Here is an 18,550-nt window from a genome sequence, read left to right as displayed (position 1 = left end):
CTTGCTCGATTGGGCATTCGCCAGTACCGTATCGATATTCGTTATTAACGATCATCGATAAGGATGCTCATGCCGACCTCGTCCGCCCCATCCGTCCCACCGCCCGTCGTCGCCAGTCGAGACGCGACCGCGCTCCGGTTCGTCGCGGCGCTCGCGCTCACCGCGAGCGCCGTATGGGCCATCGGCGCCATGCTGGCGGTGCTGCTCCCGCTCGTCGGGGGAGAGCCGGTCGAGGTGGAGCTTCTCGCGGCAGGGGCCGTGACCGTCGGCGACGCCGACGGCATCCCCCCGCTCATCGCCCAGAGCTATCTCGTGCTGGTCGATGCGGGCGACGTGAGCGGTGGAGCCTTCGGGCTGCTGCTCGCCGAGGCGGGTCTCACGAATCTGGTCGGCGCGGTCGTCGCCGGTGTCATCGCGTTCGCGCTGCGGGCGATCGCGCGAGGCGACGCGTTCCACCGCGCGATGCCCGGGCTCATGGTGGCGGTCGGCTCGGCGCTCGCAATCGGGATGCTCGCCGCCTCGGCGCTCGGCGGGCTCGGCCGAATGATGGCGGCCGACGAGCTCAACGCCGCGGCCGGATCGGAGCAGCTCGCTGTCGGCTTCGCGTTCGACCCCGTGCCGGTCGTGGTCGGAGTCGCGGTGCTGGCGCTCGCGTTCGTCTTCCGCGCGGGAGCGCGGCTGCAGCGCGAGACGGCGGGGCTCGTCTGATGGACGCGATTCTTCTCTGGAACATCGCGTACGCGGCGATCCCGCTCGTCGCACTCGCCGTGATCATCGTGACGGTCACGATCCGTAGGCGGCGAATTCGCGCGGCCATAGCCGCCGCGGGCGGCGAGCCCTCCGGCGCTCCAGCCGCACGTGTCATCGGCATGCTCGCCTTCATCTACGGGCTGGGTGCCTCTTTCGCAGCATTCATCGGGCTCGTCGTGACGATTTCGATGACGACCAGCAGAGTTCAAGGCGCCCCAGGCTCCAGCGCGCTGACGCTGCCGGTGCCCATCTCGCCCGCGTCAGTGATTCCCGAGTCGGTTCTTCGACCGCCCGTATTCGATGGTCAGCTCATCGGCTCGGGATACTTCACCGAGATCTCAATCCCGGGCGCAGGGCTCAGTCTCGGGACCGAGCTCCTGTACGTCGCGCCGATGCTTCTCGCCCCGGTGCTGCATGCGATCGTTGCTTTCGGCATCGCGTCGCTCGCTTCGCGGATCGAGAAGAACGAGGGCTTCGCGCCCGAGCTCGCCCGCACTGCCACGGTGGTCGGTGTCTCACTTGTCGCGATCGGCTCGGCCTCGCAGGTCCTGCATGGCTACGGCGTGAGTCTTGCCCGGCACGAGCTGCTCGCCGGAACCGAGCTCGGCGGCTGGATCGGACCGGGGCCCCTCGACGTCACTCACATCGCCGCCGGCGTCGGGGTGCTGCTCGTCGGCGTGCTCCTGCGGCGAGGGGTGCGGCTCGAGCGCGAGACGGCGGGGCTCGTCTGATGGACCTGTCAGTCCTGCTCCTCATCGTCCCCGTGCTCGTCGGCGTCGCCGTCGTCGTCGGGGTGCTCTCACCACGGCGGGAGTCTGTCGAGGCTCGACGACCGCTGCTGCCGCGACTCGTCGCCGCCGCATGCCTCGTCGGAGTCGCGGTGGTGGCTCTGGGTACGGTGATCGGCGTCGCGCAGTCGCTCATCCCCACGAGCTGGGTGACGCTCGAGATCCCCGTCACACTCAGGGTTGAGCAGACCCCCGCCGACCTCCGCGCCGACCCTGCCGGCAGCCTCACCGACGCCGTCGTCTCGGCGCCTACCGCCCTCACCGTCGACGGGCTCGGCGCCGCGGCCCGGATCTGGCTCGCCGCAGGCACGCTGATCGAGGGCGCGGTCGCAGTGACGCTGCTGCTCGTGGTCGCCCGCTTCGCGCGCCAGTCGATCTCCGACACCCCCTTCACGCCCCGACTGAGCCGGCTTCTCGTCATCGCCGGAATCACCCTCGCCATCGGCGGGATCACGGGCCAGATCGCCTCGAGCATCGCCGGGACGCTCGCTCACGAGCAGCTGTTCGCGCTCTCGCCGGAGGCGCTCGGCGACGGCATCGCCGTTCCCCCGTCGCTGACGTTCGACCTCTGGCCCCTCGGAGTCGGACTCGCTCTCGTCGTCGTGGCCGGGCTCGTGCGCAGCGGCGAGCGGCTGCAGCGCGAGACGGCGGGGCTCGTGTGATGGCGCCGGCGGCGTCCGATGATGATGAGACGGGCATCCACTGCCGGCTCGACGAGCTGCTCGAGGAGCGCGGGCTCACCCTCACCCGGTTGAGCGAGCTCGTCGGCGTGAGCCTCGTCAATCTGTCGGTGCTGAAGAACGACCGCGCTCGGGCGATCCGGTTCTCGACGCTGCGGGCGATCTGCGAGGCGCTCGATTGCGAGGTCGGCGACCTGCTCGTCGTCGAGCGCTGAGCCCTTGCCCGGCGTGCGGTCGCCGGGCGCTGCCGGGCGTGCACTGACTCCGGAGTTCCGGAGGACGCGGCCTGTCGAGGCGCGGGCGGACGGGACCGCGACGACGGATCTCCGGAATTAGTGCACGCCCGGCGGCGGGGCGGTGGCGGGCAGCTGCGGCGCGGCAGCTGCGGCGCGGCAGCTGCGGCGGGCAGGCGCCGCCGAGCAGCCGCCGCCAGGCAGGCGCCGCCGGGCAACCGCGGCCGGGCAACCGCGGCCGGCGAGGCGCCAGCCCCACCGCCGACGTAGGGTGACGGCATGAGCAACCTCGAGCCCGAGCCCGCCGAGCTCGTGTGCGACGAGCAGCCGGCGCCGAGCATCCTCGTGCTCGAACCGCGCGAGGTGCCGCTCGGCGGGCCCCGCGCGATGACCGTGCGCCGCACGCTCCCCCAGCGCGGGCGCAGCCTCATCGGCGCCTGGTGCTTCGTCGACCACTACGGCCCCGATGACGTCGCAGAGACGGGCGGCATGGTCGTGCCGCCGCATCCGCACACGGGGCTGCAGACGGTGAGCTGGCTGTTCGAGGGTGAGATCGAGCACCGCGACTCCACCGGGGCCCACCAGCTCGTGCGCCCCGGCGAGCTCAACCTCATGACCGCGGGCAGGGGGATCCAGCACAGCGAGGTCTCAACCCCCGCGACCACGCGCCTGCACGGCGCCCAGCTGTGGGTCGCGCTGCCCGACGCCGACCGGCGCACGACCCCGTTCCTCGAGCACACCGAGCCGCGGCCGGTCGAGGTCGGCGCCGCTACCGTGCGCGTGTTCATCGGCGCGCTCACCGGCATCGCCGAGGCCGCCGCTCGCGTCTTCAGCCCGCTCGTCGCCGCCCAGCTCGACCTGCCTGCCGGCGCGAGCGTCGAGCTGCCCGTCGACCGGCGCTTCGAGCACGGCCTGCTCGTGGATGCCGGCGTCGCGACGATCGACGACGTCGCCATCCCGACGGCGCACCTCGCGTTCACGCCCACGGGTCGGTCGACGCTGCGGGTCTCCGCGGGCGATGCTCCCCTGCGGGGGCTGCTCATCGGCGGCGAGCCGCTCGGCGAGCCGATCGTCATGTGGTGGAACTTCATCGGCCGCGACCACGACGAGATCGTCGGCTTCCGCGCCGCGTGGCAGTCCGAGGTGATCGACGGCACGGCGCCGGCCGATACCTTCGGCCGGGTCGAGAGGTGGCCGGGGTCGGCGCTTCCGGCACCGACGCTGCCGGGCATCCGCCTCAGGCCCCGTCGGCAGCCGCCCGCGTAGGGGCGAACGACGACGGATGCTCCGCGCGCGCTACTCGTGCGGGTCGGCGTGGAGCTTCTCGAAGCGCGCGCGCTCCTCGGCCTCGATGTCGCTGTAGGCCTGGCGCTCGGCGCGGTCGGCACGGATGATCGCACGCATCGCGAACCAGAAGATCAGGCCGACGACGATCGTCGGTGTGATCGAGAACACCGCGTTCGTCCAGAAGTCGTCCACGACACCAGGATACGTCGCGCCGGCTCGGAAGAAGGTGCCGCCGGGTCGTCATCCGTTGGGGGGGTCGGACGACGACCCGGCCGGCGGAGCCGGATCGCGCATCGGGGGTAAAGCGATCGGGCTCCCGTCGATCGAGCTAGGGGCGCATGAGCCTCCGGCCGGAAGCGATGCCGTACACCGCGACGCCGAGAGCGAGGATGCCGGCGAGGGCGAAGGCCGCGACCGCGATGACCGGGCCCGACTCGGCGGGCACCGCGGCCTCGATGGCCGAGGCTCCGTCGGTCGGTTCGGGGAGGGACTCGGTGGGGAGCTGGATGAAGCCGCGCAGGATCTCGTTGTCGATGCGGATGTCGGCCTGGACATCCGACAGCCGGCCGCGGTCGGCGACCGCGACGAGGCAGTACGTTCCGTCGGCGACGGTGAGGGTGTCGACGAGGGCGCTGAAGCCGTCGCGGGCGGAGACGGTCGTGGTCGTCGAGGCGACGGCGCTGCCGCACTCGCCGAGCTGCTGCGGTGCGAGCTGCAGGGTGAGCTCGTGCTCGCCGTCGCCGGCGATCGTGCCGGCGATGTAGAGCTCGCCCGAGACGATGGTCCCGGAGACGGGGGTCGTGATGCGCAGCGCGTCGGCGGCGATGCCGGGCGAGGCGACGAGGATGAGGCTCGTCGAGAGCGCAGCCGTGATGAGGCTGTGCGTGACGGCATGGGTGTGCTTCACGGGGGTTCGCCTTCGGGTCAGGCGAGGTCGACGACTCGTGGGGCGGGCCGTCGGCGTCGTATCGGGTGTGGTGCGTCAGAGCCGCGCGGGTGTCCGGTGGGTGGCCGGTCGCGGTTCTGCGAGCACCCTCATGGTACGGACGCCGCGGGCCGGCATGCTCGCCCCAGATAGGGGGTCACGGCCCGGAGGCGACCGCTACATGTTGTGGCTGGAGTGGGCGGTGAGGGCGGTGTGGCTCGTGTGGCNCCCGCCGGCGATCAGCCAGATCGCCAGGCGCATCGGCGGGATCTCGCGCTTCTTCCGCTCGGCGTCGCCGGGGAGGGGGAGCTCGTTCTTGTCGGCCATGGGGGTCTCCGGCTACTTGACCAGCGGGAAGAGGATCGTCTCGCGGATGCCGAGCCCGGTCAGCGCCATGAGCAGGCGATCGATGCCCATGCCCATGCCGCCGCTCGGGGGCATCCCGTGCTCGAGGGCGGTGAGGAAGGCCTCGTCGAGGCGCATCGCCTCGGGGTCGCCGCCCGCCGCGAGGGTCGCCTGCGCGACGAAGCGCTCGCGCTGGATGACCGGGTCGACGAGCTCGGAGTACGCCGTCGCGAGCTCGAAGCCGCGCACGTAGAGGTCCCACTTCTCGACGCGGCCCGGCAGGCTGCGGTGCTCGCGCACGAGCGGGCTCGTGTCGACGGGGAAGTCCATGACGAAGGTCGGGCGCACGAGGTCGCCCTTCACGAAGTGCTCCCACAGCTCTTCGACGAACTTGCCCGGCAGCGGGTGGTCGATCTCGATCTCGACGGCGTCGGCGAGCCTCTTGAGCTCGGCCATCGGCGTCTCGGGCGTGATCTGGACGCCCGCGGCGGCGCTCAGCGAGTCGTACATGCTGAGGCGATCCCACTCGCCGCCGAGGTCGTACTCGGTGCCGTCGGCCCACGTGACGACGTGCGAGCCCGAAATCGCGACGGCCGCGTTCTGGATCATCTCCTGCGTCAGGTCGGCCATCTGGTGGTAGTCGCCGTACGCCTGGTACGCCTCGAGCATCGCGAACTCGGGGCTGTGCGTGGAGTCGGCGCCCTCGTTGCGGAAGTTGCGGTTGATTTCGAACACGCGCTCGATGCCGCCCACGACCGCGCGCTTGAGGAACAGCTCGGGCGCGATGCGCAGGAACAGCTCGGTGTCGAATGCGTTCGAATGCGTCGTGAAGGGGCGGGCGGATGCTCCGCCGTGCATCGTCTGCAGCATCGGCGTCTCGACCTCGAGGTAGCCGTGATCGGCGAACGTCCGGCGCAGGCTGCCGACGGCGAGCGCCCGGGCGCGGACCGTCTTGCGCGCCTGCTCGCGAACGATCAGGTCGAGGTAGCGCTGGCGGACCCGGGTCTCCTCGTTGAGCTCGTTGTGCAGGTTCGGCAGCGGGAGGATCGCCTTCGCCGCGATCGCCCAGCTGCGGACCATGATGCTGAGCTCGCCGCGGCGACTGGTGATGACCTCGCCCTCGACGAAGACGTGGTCGCCGAGGTCGACGAACTCCTTCCAGCGGGCGAGCTCGTCGTCGCCCACCTCGGCGAGCGACACCATCACCTGGATGCGGCTGCCGTCGCCGGACTGCAGCGTCGCGAAGCAGAGCTTGCCCGTGATGCGCGAGAAGACGACGCGACCGGCCAGGGCGACGCGCTCGCCCGTGACCGTGTCGGGCTCGAGGTCGGGGTGCCGCTCGCGCACGGCCGGGATCGTGTCGGTGATCGGCAGGCCGACGGGGTAGGCGTCGATACCTGCGGCGAGCATCCGCTCGCGCTTGTCGAGGCGCACCTGCTTCTGCTCGGCGATCTCGGCGACGGTCGGCTCAGCGGCGTCGGGCGCGGGCGTGGTGTCGGTCATGAGGCTCCTCGGTTCAGCAGTTCAGCCTACCGGCGGGCGCGCGGGAGCCCGGCCGGGGCGGTGGGCGCGCACGGGGGTGCGCAACTCAGGAAGGTCGGGTCTCCGCAGGAGCCGGCGGCGCGGAAGGTCGCCGTTGGAGGGAGCGACGTTCCTGAGCTGCGCATGGTCTCGGCGCGACCGATACCGAATGCAGTCCCCGGATCGCTGCGAGGGGCGGGTCAGCGGGCTGCAGGCGAGCGTCACGTCGGATCGACTGCAATCGGTTCGAGGGCAGCGCGGGCGACGCGGGCGACACAGGCGGCGGGCGGATGCTCGCGCGGGGTCGCGCGTCAGGCGAGGTGCAGCAGCTGCGTGTCGATGAGGCGGGTCGAGCCGACGCGCGCGGCGACGAGGGCGCGTGCGGCTCCGGTGTGGCCGGGCTCGGCGGGCTGGAAGGTTTCCGGGTCGACGACGGCGACGTAGTCGAGCTCGAGCAGCGGCTCGGCGTCGAGCACCGCGAGCGCGGCCTCGAGCGCGGTCGGCAGCCCGGCACCGGCGATCGCTGCGGCGCGTGCGGCTGCGAGGGCGCTCGGCAGCGCGAGCGCCGCCGTCCGCTGCTCGGGCGACAGGTACGCGTTGCGACTCGAGAGCGCGAGACCATCCGAAGCCCGCACGGTCTCGACGACGTCGATGCGCGTCGGCACGTCGAGGTCGCGCACCATGCGCTGCACGAGGAAGACCTGCTGCGCATCCTTCTCGCCGAAGACGGCGACGTCGGGGGCGGCGATGAGCAGGAGCTTCGCGACGACCGTGAGCATGCCGTCGAAGTGGCCGGGTCGGGAGGCTCCGTCGAGGATCTCACCGACCGCTCCGGCCGAGACGCGCGTGCCGATGGGTCCGCGCGGGTACATCTCGGCGACGGTCGGCGCGAAGACGACGGCGACCCCGCGGTCGGTGAGCGCGGCGAGGTCGGCCGTCAGATCGCGCGGGTAGCGGTCGTAGTCCTCCGAGGGCCCGAACTGCAGCGGGTTCACGAAGATCGACACGACGACCGCATCGGCGAGCGCCGCCGCGCGGTCGACGAGCGCGAGGTGCCCCTCGTGGAGCGACCCCATGGTCGGCACGAGCGCGACGGTCCGGCCCGCGGCGCGCTCGGCGTCCAGCCGGGCGCGCAGGCCGTCGATCGTGGTGTCGACGGGCGGCGGCGTGCGGCTCATGCGGCTCCGGGGTCGAGGGGGTCGGGGCGGTCGGGGCGGTCGTCGGTGCGGCCGCGCGGGCGGTCGTCGCGCGGATCGGCTTCGGCGGGAGCATCCGCCCCCGCATCGGCGAGCGCCGCGAGGTCGATGCTATCGACGGCCGCGGACCGCAGCGCGTTCTCGACCGCCGAGCGCACGACCGCGCCGAGCACGCGGCCCGGCTCGTCGACGCCGATGTCGCGCAGGGCGCCCATCGCCTGCGCGACGATCGCGGTCGAGAAGTCGGAGGCCGACTGGATGGCGTCGGCGTAGGCGGCGCGGTGCTCCTCCGAGACGATGATCGGCTCGGCGCCCATCTCGACGACGAGGGCCTGCGCGATCGGCAGCACGGGGCTCGGCGCGGTCACCGCGCACCAGGCCTCGCGCAGGCGCACGAGATCGATCGACGTGCCGGTGAAGGCGAGGGCCGGATGCACGGCCAGAGGGATGATGCCCGCGGGCCGCGCGGGGTCGAGCACCCGCACGCCGTGCGCCGCCGAGGTGTGCATGACGAGCTGGCCCGGCTGCCACACGCCGAGGGCCGCGAGCCCCGAGACGAGTCCGGGCAGCTGGTCGTCGGGCACGGCGAGGATGACGAGCTCGCTGCGCTCGACGATCGCCGGCACCTCGAGGTGAGGGACTCCGGGGAGGATGCTCGCGGCGCGCTCGCGCTCGTCGTCGGTGCTCGCCGAGATGCCCGTGATCGCGTGGCCGGCGCCGGCGAGGGCGGCGCCGAGGACGGGGCCGACGCGACCCGCGCCAATGATGCCGACGCCGAGGCGTCCGTCGCGGTGGGTCACGCGTCGCTCCCGTCGACCGTGAGCGGGGCCGCAGTGCTCGCGCGCCAGCGGTGCGTCGTGTCGACGGTCGCCGTGCGGATGGCGGCCTCGGCGACCGCCGCGAACAGGCCGAGCGCCGCTTCCCGGTCGATCGCCCCGAGCGCCGGCGTGATCGGCCCGGACACCGTGTGCACGTGCACCGCCGCCAGTCGCAGCGGCCGCAGCACGGGGCCCTGCCGCACGCTCACGCTCTGCATGCGCGGGAAGGGCACGATCGTGAGCGAGCGCCAGATCGCGCCCGTCCGCAGCAGCACCCCCGACTCCGTCATCGCGAAGCCGTTGCGCGGCTGCGAGAACCAGCGCAGCGCCCGCGCGCGACGGGGCGAGTTCGTGAAGCCGTCCTCGCCGCCCGGCGAGAGCATGCCCCGCTCGAGCAGCGGCATCGCCTCGTCGGTCGCGACGTCGGGGAGCAGCAGTCGCAGCACCGTGCGCACGTCGTCGAGGTTGCCGACCGGGAGGATCGTCGTCTGCTGCTGGCCCGCGGCCCCCTGCTGCGATGAGCGGGATGCGCGGTTCACCGCGATCTGCCACCACCCGAGCGGACGCCACAGCAGCGGCTGGTTGACGCGCACCGAGTGGATGCGGCCCGGGGGCAGCGTCTCGTTCGAGGTCGACAGGAGCCCGAACCCGACGCGCACGCCGTCGGGCGTCGAGGCGATCGAGTAGCGCAGCGAGCGCGTGATGCGCGAGACGAGGAAGCCGCCGACGCCGAGGAGGGCCGGCAGGAAGCCGATGAGCAGCAGCGTGTCGCCCGTGATGCCGACCGCGATCGCGAGGCCGACCCCCGCGATCAGGAGGAACAGCATGGCGTCGCTCAGGACGGTCGAGCCGATGAGCCGCCCCGGGTTCATGCGCAGCACGGCCTCCGGTGGCGCGAGCGCCGGGTCGAGCTCGGGAGCGAGGAACTCGCGCGCGCGGTCCTCCAGCAGGGCGCCGACGCCACCGGGTCCCTGCCCGGCGCCGACGCCGACGCCGGGGCCGGGGCCGGGATGCTCGGGCCCTGCCTCGGCGTCGCCCGCGATCGCGGACCGGCGCGCGCCGGACGCGAGGAGCAGGATCTCGCGGCGGAGGGCATCCGCGTCACGGGACGTCAGGTACGACAGCGGCACGTTCGCGTCGTTGCCGGCGACGGAGATCTCGAGCTTCGCGGCTCCGAAGAGGCGCGGGATGAACGGGCGCGCGATGTTGATGCCCTGGATGCGGTCGAGGCGGCCCTTGCGGGTGGTGCGGAAGAGGATGCCCGACCGCACCTCGACGACCTCGTCGGTGATGCGGAAGGTGTGCATGCGCCACGAGAGCCAGAAGCCGCCGACGGCGAGCAGCAGCACGAGCAGGGCGACGCCGAGCGCGGCGAGCACGAGGTTCTCGCGCAGGATGAAGTCGAGCGGGTCGCCCGAGAACTCGCCGTCCGCGCCCGGCCCGTAGCCGGGGACTCCGACGAACAGCTCGATGAGCCGCTCGCGCAGGTTGCCGAACACGATTCCCGCGAGGATCAGCACCGTGATCCCGCCGCGGAAGAGCGGCGTCGCGCGGTGCAGGCGGTGCCACTCGCCGTCGGCGAAGTCGGTCACAGGCCCGCCCGGCGGGTCTCGGCCACTGCGACGAGGTGGTCGCGCAGGCGCTCGGCGTCCTCCGCCGGGAGCCCCGAGATGACGATGCCCGACGACGCGGCGGCCGTCACGAAGCGCAGCTCGGAGAGGCCCGCCGCTCGCGCGATCGGCCCTCGGGTGATGTCGACGAGCTGCATCCGCCCGTACGGCACGGCCGTCACGCGCTGCGACAGGATGCCTCGTCGGAACAGCAGGTCGTCCTCGCGGAGCGCGTAGCCGATCGCGCGAACCCGACGCGGGGTGAGCGCGATCACGAGGAGGAAGCACGCGCCGAGCGCGATGCCCAGCAGCGAGGCGGGCGCCCAGTCGCTCACCCAGAAGGGGATGAACCCGGCGGTCGTCATGATGGCGCCGAAGATCAGGTAGCCGACGATCTCGACGACGATGTACTTCGGCGAGACGCGCTGCCAGTCGGTGCCGTCGAGCTCGAGCGCGGCGGGCGGCGCCTGCGGCATCGGGGTCGCGGCGGTCGCCTGCGGCTGGTCGGTCACGAGTGCGTCTCCCCCGGTGGTCGTCGGCCGGCTCACGGCGATGCCGCGGCGGCCTCCTCCGACTCGTCGTCCTCGGGCGGGAGGCTGCAGAAGTGCTCCGCTACGAGAGCGGCGATCAGGAGGATCACCGCCGCGACGAGCGTGCCCGTCGCGGTCAGCGTCGAGCCTATCGGCACGACCGCGCGCGACAGTAGATAGGTGAGGATGCCTGCGGCGCCTCCCGCGAGCAGGGCCGCGGCGAGCGCGCTGGCCTTCGCGAGCACGACCACGCGGGTGGCGTAGAACGGGTCGATGCGCTTCTCGCCCTTCGCGGCGCGGCGCACCGGCCAGGCGAGGGCGATCAGCAGCGCGGCGATGAGCACGAGCCCGACGGCGAGCGAGGGCGGCGGAACGAGCACGGGCTGTCCGCGCATCGCGAGCGAGAGGTCGATGACGAACGCGAGAGCGAACCCGACGAGCGCGAGCACCGCGAGCGGGAGGGGGCGCGAGCGGCTCATCCCCGACCTCCGGCCTCGCCCCGCGATCGCAGGCCCGCCAGCAGGTCGGCGACGGGTCCGTGACCGGCGAGCTCGGCATCCGGCTGCACCTCGAGCCATGGGGCGAGCACGAAGTCGCGCTCGTGGGCGCGGGGGTGCGGCACCTGCAGCTGCTGGGAGTCGATCTCGAGCGCCCCGAACGCGATGAGGTCGAGGTCGAGCGTGCGGTCTCCCCAGCGCTCGACGCGCTCGCGGCCGTGCAGGTTCTCGATCGCGCGCAACCCGTCGAGCAGCTGGAACGGATCGAGCCGCGTGTCGAGCAGCGCGACGCCGTTGAGGTACTCCGGCTTATCGGGGTCGGGCCCGTCGACCGTGAGCGCGACGGTGCCGTGCCACGACGACACGGCGCGGATGCTCGACTCGGGCAGCGCGCCGAGCGCACCCACGGCGCTCACCAGTGTGGCCTCGCGGTCGCCGAGGTTCGAGCCCAGGGCGATGACGGCGAGGGCGGTCATGCGCGGCTCCGCTCGATCGCGACGGCGACGTCGGCGAACGGCACCGGGATCGGCGCCTCGGGCTTGTGCACCGTCACCTCGACGCGCTCGACCGCGCGGTGCGCGAGCACGACGGCGGCGACGCGCTCGGCGACGGTCTCGATGAGGTCGACGGGGTCGCACTCGACGGCCTCGACAATCTCGACGGCGAGCTCGCCGTAGTGCACGGTGTCGGCGACGTCGTCGCTGCCGGCGGCGCGCGCGAGGTCGAGGTGGGCGACGACGTCGATGACGAAGGGCTGGCCGTCGCGTCGCTCGTGCTCGTAGACGCCGTGGTGGGCCTGCGCGCGCAGGCCGGTGAGGATGATGCGGTCGCTCATGCTGCGGCCCCTCCCGTGACCGGGGCGGGCACGCCGCGCCACGCCGCCCACACGGCGAGCGCTCGGCTCGTCGCGGCGGCGTCGTGCACGCGCACGGCCCGCACGCCGGCGTCGGCGCACAGGGCGCTCACGACGGCGGTCGGCAGGTCGCGCTCGTCGACGCTCGCGCCCTCGGGCAGCAGCGCGCCCAGGAACCGCTTGCGCGACGCCCCGACGAGCAGCGGGAATCCGAGCTCGGCGAGCGCCGGCATCCCGCGCAGCAGCGCCCAGTTGTCGGCACCACGCTTCGCGAATCCGAGCCCCGGGTCGAGCCAGAGCCGCTCGGGCGCGATGCCCGCCGCAATCGCGGCGTCGGCGCGCGATCGCAGCTCGTCGCGCACCTCGGTGACGATGTCGGCGTAGTCGCTCACGGCATCCCATCGATCGCTGCGGCCGCGCCAGTGCATCGCGACGTAGTCGACCTCGAGCGCGGCTATCGTCGACAGCATGGCGGGGTCTTCGAGGCCACCGCTCACGTCGTTGACGATCGACGCCCCGGCCTCGACGGCCGCGCGCGCGGTCGACGCGTTGAGGGTGTCGATCGAGACGCGGATGCCCGCCGCGGCGAGCGCGCGCACGACCGGCACCACGCGGGCGGTCTCCTCGATCGCGGACACGGGCTCGGCCCCGGGCCGGGTCGACTCGCCCCCGACGTCGATGACGTCGGCGCCGTCGTCGACGAGCCGGCGGGCCTGCGCGACCGCGGCCTCGGGCTCGAGGTAGCGGCCGCCGTCGCTGAACGAGTCGGGCGTGACGTTGAGCACGCCCCACACCTCGGGCCGCACGGGCCCGGGTGCGGTGCTCACGCGCCGCTCCGGCCGATGAGCGCCATGACCTCGGCTCGCTGCACGGGGTCGGCGAGGCTTCCGCGCGAGGCGACGGTCACGGTGGTCGACTCGGCGTAGCGCACGCCGCGCGCGGCGACGCAGCCGTGCCGCGCCTCGATGACGACGAGCACGCCGGCGGGGGCGATCGCGCGGTCGAGCGCGTCGGCGACGTCCTCGCCGAGGCGCTCCTGCAGCTGGGGGCGGGCCGACACGATCTCGACCAGGCGCGGGATGCGCCCGAGCCCGATGATGCGCTCGGCCGGCACGTAGGCGACGTGCGCGACGCCCGTGAACGGCAGCAGGTGGTGCTCGCACATCGAGCGCAGGGCGATGTCGCGCAGCAGCACGAGCTCGCCGCGCTCGCCGGGCTCGGTCGCCATCTCGGCGCCGTCCTGCAGCTCGGGCACGGGGTCGACGCCGACGCCGGCGAAGAAGTCGCCGTACGCCTTCGCGATGCGCTCCGGCGTCGTCGCGAGGCCGGGCCGCTCGACGTCCTCGCCGATGGCGGCGAGGATCTCGGCGACCGCCGCCTCGATGCGGGGGATGTCGATGGGCGCCATGCGCGTCAGCTCGCCTGGTCGGTTCCCGGGTCGGCCTCGCTGCGCGCGACGCTCGCGGGCGCGGCGTGCTCGCTCGCGACGCCGCCGTCGGTCACGGAGCTGTCGATCGGCGCCTTCGCCGGCATCGGCACGGGCGGCAGGTCGGGCAGCGGTCGGTCGTCGCTCGAGAGCCACTGCGGGCGCTCGGGCAGCTTCTTGACGTCCGCGAAGATCTCGGCGAGCTGCAGGTGGTCGAGGGTCTCCTTCTCGAGCAGCTCGGTCGCGAGCCGGTCGAGCACGTCGCGGTTGTCGTTGATGACGTTCCACGCCTCGGTGTGCGCCTGGTCGATGAGCGCGCGCACCTCGGCGTCGACGCGCTCGGCGACGCGCTCGGAGTAGTCGCGCTGATGGCCCATGTCGCGGCCGAGGAAGACCTCGCCGCTCGACTGGCCGAGCTTGATCGAGCCGACCTCGGCGCTCATGCCGTACTCGGTCACCATCTTCCGGGCGATGCTCGTCGCCTTCTCGATGTCGTTGCTCGCGCCCGTGGTCGGGTCGTGGAAGACGATCTCCTCCGCGACGCGGCCGCCCATCGCGTAGGCGAGCTGGTCGAGCAGCTCGTTGCGCGTGACCGAGTACTTGTCGTCGAGCGGCAGCACCATCGTGTAGCCGAGGGCCCGGCCGCGCGGGAGGATCGTGACCTTCGTCACCGGGTCGGTGTGGCGCATCGCGGCCGCCGCGAGCGCGTGGCCCCCCTCGTGGTAGGCGGTGATGAGCTTCTCGTGGTCGCGCATGACGCGGCTGCGGCGCTGGGGGCCGGCCATGACGCGGTCGACGGCCTCGTCGAGATTGCGGTTGGTGATGATCTCGCCGTTCGTGCGCGCGGTGAGGAGGGCCGCCTCGTTGAGCACGTTCGCGAGGTCGGCGCCCGTGAAGCCGGGCGTCTTGCGCGCGAGCACCTCGAGGTCGACGTCGTCGGCCATGGGCTTGCCCTTGGCGTGCACGCCGAGGATCTTCGCCCGGCCCTTCATGTCGGGCGCGTCGACCTGGATCTGCCGGTCGAAGCGGCCCGGGCGCAGCAGGGCGGGGTCGAGGATGTCGGGGCGGTTGGTCGCCGCGATCATGATGACGTTCGTCTGGGGGTCGAAGCCGTCCATCTCGACGAGCATCTGATTGAGCGTCTGCTCGCGCTCGTCGTGCCCGCCGCCCATGCCGGCGCCGCGGTGGCGGCCGACGGCGTCGATCTCGTCGACGAAGATGATGGCCGGAGCGTTCTCCTTGGCCTCCTTGAAGAGGTCGCGCACGCGGCTCGCGCCGACGCCGACGAACATCTCCACGAAGTCCGAGCCGGAGATCGAGTAGAACGGCACGCCCGCCTCGCCCGCGACGGCGCGCGCGAGGAGCGTCTTGCCGGTACCGGGAGGGCCGTAGAGCAGCACACCCTTGGGGATGCGCGCGCCGACGGCCTGGAAGCGCGTCGGGTCCTTCAGGAAGTCCTTGATCTCGTGGAGCTCCTCGATCGCCTCCTCGGCGCCCGCGACGTCCTCGAAGGTGACCTGCGGGCTCTCCTTGCTCACGAGCTTCGCGCGCGACTTGCCGAACTGCATGATGCGGCTGCCCCCGCCCTGCAGGTTCGACAGCAGGAACCAGAAGATGACGCCGATGATGAGGAAGGGAATGAGCAGGCCGAGCAGGCTCACGAACCAGTTGGTCTGCGGCACCTGGTCGTCGAACTCGTCGAGGTTCGCGTCGTCGATCGCAGCGACGATCGCCTCGCCGCGCGGGGTGACGTACTGGAACTGCACGCGGTCGCCGTTGTCGCCGTCGGGCTCGCTGAGCTCGAGGTCGACGCGCTGCTCGCCGTCGATGATCGTGGCCTTCTCGACCGTCCCGCCCTCGAGGAGGGCGAGGCCCTCCTGCGTCGTGATCGTGCGGAATCCGCCGCCGCTCAGCAGGCCGAAGCCGATCCAGAGCGCGATGGCACCCGCGAGGATGTAGAGGAAGGGGCCTTTGACGATGCGCTTGGCATCGAACTTCTTGCGGGCCATGAGGCGAGCCGCACCTTTCTGCGAGCGTTCGTCCGGAACTCGGGATGCGAGGGGAACGGTTAACGGTATCGGGCGCCTCTTGGGCGATGCTGATCTGTTCGCGGTCGGCGCAGACCCCTTACGCCTTCCAGGAGGTCCGTGCTCGGGTGGAGCCCATGACCGAGATCACCGTCCCGAACCCCGACCGCTTCCGAGACCTCCGCGTCGTCGTGGTCAACACGACCCTCAAGCGGAGCCCCGAGCTCAGCAACACGCAGGGCCTGCTCGACCGCTCGATCGCGCTGCTGCGCACCAATGGCGCGACCGTCGACACCTTCCGGCTCGTCGACCACGACGTCGCGCCGGGTGTTCAGCCCGACATGCGAGAGCAGGGATGGCCGACCGATGCGTGGCCGACGCTGTGGCCGCGCATCGCCGAGGCGGACATCCTCATCATCGGCAGCCCCATCTGGCTGGGCGAGCAGTCGAGCGTGACCCGCCGCCTCGTCGAGCGCCTCTACGCGCACTCGAGCGAGACCGGGGAGGACGGACTGAGCGTGTTCCACGGCAAGGTCGGCGGCGTGATCGTCACGGGCAACGAGGACGGCGTGAAGAACGTCGGCGCCTCGCTGCTGTACGCGCTGCAGCACATCGGCTTCACGATCCCCCCGGGGGCGGACGCCGGCTGGATCGGCCCGGTCGGCCCCGGCCCGAGCTATCTCGACAACGACTCGGGCGGGCCCGAGAGCGACTTCACGAACCGGAACACGACGTTCGCGACCTACAACCTGCTGCATGTCGCGCGACTGCTGAAGGATGCGGGCGGCTTCCCGGTCGGCGGCAACCGGCCGGGCGCGTGGGAGGACGGCGAGCGCTTCGGCTTCGACGCTGCGCCGCCCGCGACGCAGCCCGAGGCCGAGCCGCAGCAGACGGCCAACCCCGAGCACGACTAGCGCGTGGGTCCCCGCCGGGCAGGTGCGTCACTCAGGAATGGTGACGGCTTCGGCGCTTTCTCCCCTCGTGTTTCAGGGGGTCAGCACGTGCGAGTTGTCGGAGATTCCTGAGTTGCGCACCAGCCATGCCGCGGCGGACCGCACGGCTGGGCGGCCGTCGAGCCTCACGAGATAGGCGATCGTCACGAACGCGGACCCGTCGCCGTTCGGATAGCGTGCCCGATGCCGTGTGCCGCCATAGGCCCCGAGTATCTCTGCGCTAGCGATCCCGACGCCGAGCTCCTCGGCGACCTCGCGCGCGACCGCGTCGAGAGGCGACTCGTCCGGATCGATCGCTCCGCCGATGGTGCTCCACCGGCCGGTGTCGGCGTGAAGCCCGAGAAGCACGCGGCCATCACCATCGACCGCGATGGCAGAGACTGCGGGGAGAAGCATCATTCGGTGACCGATGAGATCGCGCATCCCCGCGACGTACTCGCTCATCGGCATGGAGTGGTGGCCTACTCGTAGACGTGCGGCGCGAGCACGCCGATCGCGCGCAGGTTGCGGTAGCGCTCGGCGAAGTCGAGGCCGTAGCCGACGACGAACGCGGGCGGGATGTCGAAGCCGACGTACTCGACGTCGACCTCGACCTTGATCGACTCGGGCTTGCGCAGCAGGGCGAGGATCTTCACGCTCTTCGCGCCGCGCGACTGCAGGTTCTGCAGCAGCCACGAGAGCGTGAGCCCCGAGTCGATGATGTCCTCCACGATGAGGACGTCGCGGCCGGCGATGTCGGTGTCGAGATCCTTGAGGATGCGGACGACGCCGCTCGACTCGGTGCCGGCGCCGTAGCTCGAGACGGCCATCCAGTCCATGTCGATGTGGATCTGCAGCTCGCGCGCGAAGTCGGCCATGACCATGACCGCGCCCTTGAGCACTCCCACGAGGAGCGGCGTCGTGTCGGCGTAGTCGGCCTCGACCCGGCGCGCGAGCTCGGCGAGCTTGGCGTGGATCTCCTCCTCGGTGATGAGCACCTCGGTCAGATCGGCGCGGATGTCCTCGACGTCCATCGGTCTCCCAGTCGCATGTCAGCTGTCGGCGGGCGAAGGCGCGGGCTCGGGCGCCGCCGTGAAGACGATGCGGCCCGCGGTGCGTTCCACCCTAATGCCGGGCAGGTGCACCGCTTTCTGCCCGTGCCAGTCGGTGACGAGGCGCGCGACCTCGAGCGTCTGCGCCCGGCTGAGGGCGGCCCCGAACTCGACGCGCGCGACGAGCCGGATCAGCCGGTTCCGCAGCGCGGCCGGGTTCGCGGCGAGCCAGTCGACGGGGAGCGAGCAGCCCGCCTCCTCGAGCTCGACGAGCTCCTCGGCGACCTCGTCGACCATCCGGTCGAGCGCCTCGGAGTCCTCCCGCGCGATCTCCGCGGTGCGGGCGAGCGCCTCCGTCGCGCCCGCATCGAGCTCCGATTCGAGCAGGGGCAGGATGCTGCGCCGCACCCGCACGCGCGCGAACCGGTCGTCGCCGTTGTGGGGGTCGTGCCACGGCGCGAGGCCCGCGTCGACGCACGCCTGCGCGAGCACGGCCCGGCGCAGCCCGAGCAGCGGCCGCCGGTAGAGGCCCGCCTGCGCGGCCATGCCCGCGACGCTCGCCGTGCCGCTGCCGCGCGCGAGTCCGAGCAGCACGGTCTCGGCCTGATCGTCCATCGTGTGCCCGAGCAGCACGGCCGCAGCGCCGAGCTCGGCCGCCGCGGCGTCCAGCGCGCCGTACCGGGCCGCGCGCGCCGCCGCCTCGGGGCCGCCCGCGGCCCCCACGTCGACGCGTCGCACGAGCACCGGATCGAGCCCCAGATCGCGAGCGGACTCCGCCGCCCGCTCGGCCACCTCCGCCGAGCCCGGCTGCAGACCGTGGTCGACGATCACCGCGCCGGCGCGCAGCCCGGCCCGCGGCGCCTCGAACGCGACGGCCGCGGCGAGCGCGAGCGAGTCGGGGCCTCCACTGAGGGCGACGAGCAGCAGGTCGCCCGCCGTCAGGTCTGCGAGGTGCTCGCGCACGGCGCGGCGCGCGTCAGCGATCGCGGGCGTCAGGCGCGGGCGCCGGGGGCCGTCTGCGGGCCGCTCAGGGGGCATCCACTAAGGTTAGAGCCGCCTTCGGCCGAGCCGGGGCCGTCA

The 18,550-nt window shown here is 72.5% G+C and carries 22 protein-coding genes; 6 read left to right on the top strand and 16 right to left on the bottom strand.

Going from position 1 to position 18,550, the window contains the following annotated elements; genetic code table 11:
* Positions 1-69: 69 nt before the first annotated feature.
* The 5 genes from ASG83_RS05825 to ASG83_RS05805 all read left to right on the top strand — a co-directional run bounded on the left by ASG83_RS05825 (position 70) and on the right by ASG83_RS05805 (position 3,717).
* Positions 70-708, top strand: a complete 639-nt coding sequence (locus tag ASG83_RS05825) for a hypothetical protein (RefSeq protein WP_156376693.1) — start codon at positions 70-72, stop codon at positions 706-708.
* A complete protein-coding gene (locus ASG83_RS05820) occupies positions 708-1,481 on the top strand; it encodes a hypothetical protein (RefSeq protein ID WP_055858023.1) in 774 nt (257 codons plus the stop codon). The genes ASG83_RS05825 and ASG83_RS05820 overlap by 1 nt, the downstream gene beginning before the upstream one ends.
* A complete protein-coding gene (locus ASG83_RS05815; protein WP_055858021.1) occupies positions 1,481-2,200 on the top strand; it encodes a hypothetical protein in 720 nt (239 codons plus the stop codon). The genes ASG83_RS05820 and ASG83_RS05815 overlap by 1 nt, the downstream gene beginning before the upstream one ends.
* A complete protein-coding gene (locus tag ASG83_RS05810; protein WP_055858019.1) occupies positions 2,200-2,433 on the top strand; it encodes a helix-turn-helix transcriptional regulator in 234 nt (77 codons plus the stop codon). Before ASG83_RS05815 ends, ASG83_RS05810 begins: the two co-directional genes overlap by 1 nt.
* Positions 2,434-2,730: 297 nt before the next feature.
* A complete protein-coding gene (locus ASG83_RS05805; RefSeq protein WP_055858018.1) occupies positions 2,731-3,717 on the top strand; it encodes a pirin family protein in 987 nt (328 codons plus the stop codon).
* 30 nt (positions 3,718-3,747) lie between these two features.
* Here ASG83_RS05805 and ASG83_RS05800 read toward each other — a convergent pair whose 3' ends face one another.
* From ASG83_RS05800 to ftsH, 13 genes are all read right to left on the bottom strand, one after another.
* Positions 3,748-3,930 carry a hypothetical protein gene (locus ASG83_RS05800; protein WP_055858011.1) on the bottom strand — a complete coding sequence of 61 codons (183 nt, stop codon included), beginning with the start codon at positions 3,928-3,930 and terminating at the stop codon, positions 3,748-3,750.
* A gap of 136 nt (positions 3,931-4,066) precedes the next feature.
* A complete protein-coding gene (locus ASG83_RS05795; RefSeq protein ID WP_055858009.1) occupies positions 4,067-4,645 on the bottom strand; it encodes a hypothetical protein in 579 nt (192 codons plus the stop codon).
* 357 nt (positions 4,646-5,002) lie between these two features.
* The gene (gene lysS, locus ASG83_RS05790) at positions 5,003-6,511 is read right to left on the bottom strand and encodes a lysine--tRNA ligase (RefSeq protein ID WP_055858007.1); all 1,509 of its coding nucleotides are present in this window, start codon (positions 6,509-6,511) and stop codon (positions 5,003-5,005) included.
* 329 nt (positions 6,512-6,840) lie between these two features.
* Entirely contained in the window at positions 6,841-7,707 is an 867-nt protein-coding gene (gene panC, locus ASG83_RS05785) for a pantoate--beta-alanine ligase (RefSeq protein ID WP_055858005.1), read from the bottom strand.
* The gene (locus ASG83_RS05780; protein ID WP_082599101.1) at positions 7,704-8,525 is read right to left on the bottom strand and encodes a Rossmann-like and DUF2520 domain-containing protein; all 822 of its coding nucleotides are present in this window, start codon (positions 8,523-8,525) and stop codon (positions 7,704-7,706) included. Before ASG83_RS05780 ends, panC begins: the two co-directional genes overlap by 4 nt.
* A complete protein-coding gene (locus tag ASG83_RS05775; protein WP_055858003.1) occupies positions 8,522-10,135 on the bottom strand; it encodes a PH domain-containing protein in 1,614 nt (537 codons plus the stop codon). The genes ASG83_RS05780 and ASG83_RS05775 overlap by 4 nt, the downstream gene beginning before the upstream one ends.
* The gene (locus ASG83_RS05770) at positions 10,132-10,665 is read right to left on the bottom strand and encodes a PH domain-containing protein (RefSeq protein ID WP_235451361.1); all 534 of its coding nucleotides are present in this window, start codon (positions 10,663-10,665) and stop codon (positions 10,132-10,134) included. Before ASG83_RS05770 ends, ASG83_RS05775 begins: the two co-directional genes overlap by 4 nt.
* 32 nt (positions 10,666-10,697) lie before the next feature.
* Entirely contained in the window at positions 10,698-11,162 is a 465-nt protein-coding gene (locus tag ASG83_RS05765; protein ID WP_055858001.1) for a DUF3180 family protein, read from the bottom strand.
* A complete protein-coding gene (folK, locus tag ASG83_RS05760) occupies positions 11,159-11,656 on the bottom strand; it encodes a 2-amino-4-hydroxy-6-hydroxymethyldihydropteridine diphosphokinase (RefSeq protein ID WP_055858000.1) in 498 nt (165 codons plus the stop codon). The genes ASG83_RS05765 and folK overlap by 4 nt, the downstream gene beginning before the upstream one ends.
* On the bottom strand, positions 11,653-12,015 hold the full coding sequence (folB, locus tag ASG83_RS05755; RefSeq protein ID WP_055857998.1) for a dihydroneopterin aldolase: 363 nt from the start codon (positions 12,013-12,015) through the stop codon (positions 11,653-11,655). Before folB ends, folK begins: the two co-directional genes overlap by 4 nt.
* Positions 12,012-12,860 (bottom strand): dihydropteroate synthase, encoded by an 849-nt coding sequence (folP, locus tag ASG83_RS05750; RefSeq protein WP_055857997.1) that lies wholly within the window; start codon positions 12,858-12,860, stop codon positions 12,012-12,014. The genes folB and folP overlap by 4 nt, the downstream gene beginning before the upstream one ends.
* Positions 12,857-13,441 (bottom strand): GTP cyclohydrolase I FolE, encoded by a 585-nt coding sequence (gene folE, locus ASG83_RS05745; RefSeq protein ID WP_055857995.1) that lies wholly within the window; start codon positions 13,439-13,441, stop codon positions 12,857-12,859. Before folE ends, folP begins: the two co-directional genes overlap by 4 nt.
* Positions 13,442-13,446: 5 nt before the next feature.
* Positions 13,447-15,468 carry an ATP-dependent zinc metalloprotease FtsH gene (ftsH, locus tag ASG83_RS05740; protein ID WP_055857993.1) on the bottom strand — a complete coding sequence of 674 codons (2,022 nt, stop codon included), beginning with the start codon at positions 15,466-15,468 and terminating at the stop codon, positions 13,447-13,449.
* A 155-nt stretch (positions 15,469-15,623) separates the two neighbouring features.
* Between ftsH and ASG83_RS05735 the strand changes: the two genes are divergently transcribed.
* Positions 15,624-16,400 carry a flavodoxin family protein gene (locus ASG83_RS05735; RefSeq protein ID WP_055857991.1) on the top strand — a complete coding sequence of 259 codons (777 nt, stop codon included), beginning with the start codon at positions 15,624-15,626 and terminating at the stop codon, positions 16,398-16,400.
* Between the two features lie 72 nt (positions 16,401-16,472).
* Here ASG83_RS05735 and ASG83_RS05730 read toward each other — a convergent pair whose 3' ends face one another.
* The 3 genes from ASG83_RS05730 to tilS are packed head-to-tail and all read right to left on the bottom strand — an operon-like array spanning position 16,473 to position 18,508.
* Positions 16,473-16,883 carry an NUDIX domain-containing protein gene (locus tag ASG83_RS05730; RefSeq protein ID WP_162253786.1) on the bottom strand — a complete coding sequence of 137 codons (411 nt, stop codon included), beginning with the start codon at positions 16,881-16,883 and terminating at the stop codon, positions 16,473-16,475.
* A gap of 17 nt (positions 16,884-16,900) precedes the next feature.
* The gene (gene hpt / locus ASG83_RS05725) at positions 16,901-17,452 is read right to left on the bottom strand and encodes a hypoxanthine phosphoribosyltransferase (RefSeq protein WP_055857987.1); all 552 of its coding nucleotides are present in this window, start codon (positions 17,450-17,452) and stop codon (positions 16,901-16,903) included.
* 18 nt (positions 17,453-17,470) lie between these two features.
* Positions 17,471-18,508 (bottom strand): tRNA lysidine(34) synthetase TilS, encoded by a 1,038-nt coding sequence (gene tilS / locus ASG83_RS05720; protein WP_055857985.1) that lies wholly within the window; start codon positions 18,506-18,508, stop codon positions 17,471-17,473.
* Positions 18,509-18,550 lie beyond the last annotated feature (42 nt).

It is taken from the genome of Yonghaparkia sp. Soil809 (assembly GCF_001429705.1).
Lineage (GTDB): Bacteria > Actinomycetota > Actinomycetes > Actinomycetales > Microbacteriaceae > Microcella.
The sequence above is the reverse complement of the archived record's forward strand: the minus strand, read 5'-3'. Positions and strand labels throughout refer to the sequence as shown.

What these genes read in the sequence shown, in the direction of transcription:
- ASG83_RS05825 (WP_156376693.1), top strand. Translation starts at nt 70, where the DNA reads ATGCCGACCTCGTCCGCCCCATCCGTCCCACCGCCCGTCGTCGCCAGT.
- ASG83_RS05820 (WP_055858023.1), top strand. Translation starts at nt 708, where the DNA reads ATGGACGCGATTCTTCTCTGGAACATCGCGTACGCGGCGATCCCGCTC.
- ASG83_RS05815 (WP_055858021.1), top strand. Translation starts at nt 1,481, where the DNA reads ATGGACCTGTCAGTCCTGCTCCTCATCGTCCCCGTGCTCGTCGGCGTC.
- ASG83_RS05810 (WP_055858019.1), top strand. Translation starts at nt 2,200, where the DNA reads ATGGCGCCGGCGGCGTCCGATGATGATGAGACGGGCATCCACTGCCGG.
- ASG83_RS05805 (WP_055858018.1), top strand. Translation starts at nt 2,731, where the DNA reads ATGAGCAACCTCGAGCCCGAGCCCGCCGAGCTCGTGTGCGACGAGCAG.
- lysS (WP_055858007.1), bottom strand. Translation starts at nt 6,511, where the DNA reads ATGACCGACACCACGCCCGCGCCCGACGCCGCTGAGCCGACCGTCGCC.
- panC (WP_055858005.1), bottom strand. Translation starts at nt 7,707, where the DNA reads ATGAGCCGCACGCCGCCGCCCGTCGACACCACGATCGACGGCCTGCGC.
- ASG83_RS05765 (WP_055858001.1), bottom strand. Translation starts at nt 11,162, where the DNA reads ATGAGCCGCTCGCGCCCCCTCCCGCTCGCGGTGCTCGCGCTCGTCGGG.
- folK (WP_055858000.1), bottom strand. Translation starts at nt 11,656, where the DNA reads ATGACCGCCCTCGCCGTCATCGCCCTGGGCTCGAACCTCGGCGACCGC.
- folB (WP_055857998.1), bottom strand. Translation starts at nt 12,015, where the DNA reads ATGAGCGACCGCATCATCCTCACCGGCCTGCGCGCGCAGGCCCACCAC.
- folE (WP_055857995.1), bottom strand. Translation starts at nt 13,441, where the DNA reads ATGGCGCCCATCGACATCCCCCGCATCGAGGCGGCGGTCGCCGAGATC.
- ftsH (WP_055857993.1), bottom strand. Translation starts at nt 15,468, where the DNA reads ATGGCCCGCAAGAAGTTCGATGCCAAGCGCATCGTCAAAGGCCCCTTC.
- ASG83_RS05735 (WP_055857991.1), top strand. Translation starts at nt 15,624, where the DNA reads ATGACCGAGATCACCGTCCCGAACCCCGACCGCTTCCGAGACCTCCGC.
- ASG83_RS05730 (WP_162253786.1), bottom strand. Translation starts at nt 16,883, where the DNA reads ATGAGCGAGTACGTCGCGGGGATGCGCGATCTCATCGGTCACCGAATG.
- hpt (WP_055857987.1), bottom strand. Translation starts at nt 17,452, where the DNA reads ATGGACGTCGAGGACATCCGCGCCGATCTGACCGAGGTGCTCATCACC.
- tilS (WP_055857985.1), bottom strand. Translation starts at nt 18,508, where the DNA reads ATGCCCCCTGAGCGGCCCGCAGACGGCCCCCGGCGCCCGCGCCTGACG.